Below are 452 nucleotides of genomic sequence, written 5' to 3'. Positions count from 1 at the left end.
ATCGACGCGAGCGAGGGCGTCCCGCTGCCGCACGGCAACTTCCGCCGCGCCTGGCTTCCCGCGCCCGACGTCCGCGTCGAACTCCCCGACGGCAGCACGCTCCCCGGCGCGTACGCCTACGTCAACCGCCGGGGCGTCCTCCACGACGGCGCCGGCGCCCCCCGCACCCACCCGGGCCAACGCTCTCTCCTGACCGGCCTCCTGTCCACACTCCCCCGCCTGCGGGACCTGTTCGGCACCACACCGGAAGCCTTCTCCGCCCGAGCGCGCGCGGACCGCGGACTCTGCGAGAAGGGGACACGGCTGTTCGCGGAGGAGGAGCTGGTGACGACGGGGGGCCTGGAGCGGTACGTGACCACGCACGGGGCCGGCGTTCCGGGTACCCCGCCCGGTGCGGGGCGCCGGCGCTACGCCGAGTTCGCCGCCGGCTCCGCCGACGCGTGGTCGGGTTC

1 pseudogene is annotated in these 452 nt (G+C 76.1%); it reads left to right on the top strand.

Annotated elements, in window-relative coordinates:
• Positions 1–452 (top strand): annotated as a pseudogene (locus LPA54_RS38555) (hypothetical protein); the annotation flags it as partial.

Source organism: Streptomyces sp. DH12 (assembly GCF_020873895.1).
GTDB lineage: Bacteria > Actinomycetota > Actinomycetes > Streptomycetales > Streptomycetaceae > Streptomyces.
Note: the sequence above shows the minus strand (reverse complement) of the source record. Positions and strands in the feature narration are given on the sequence as shown.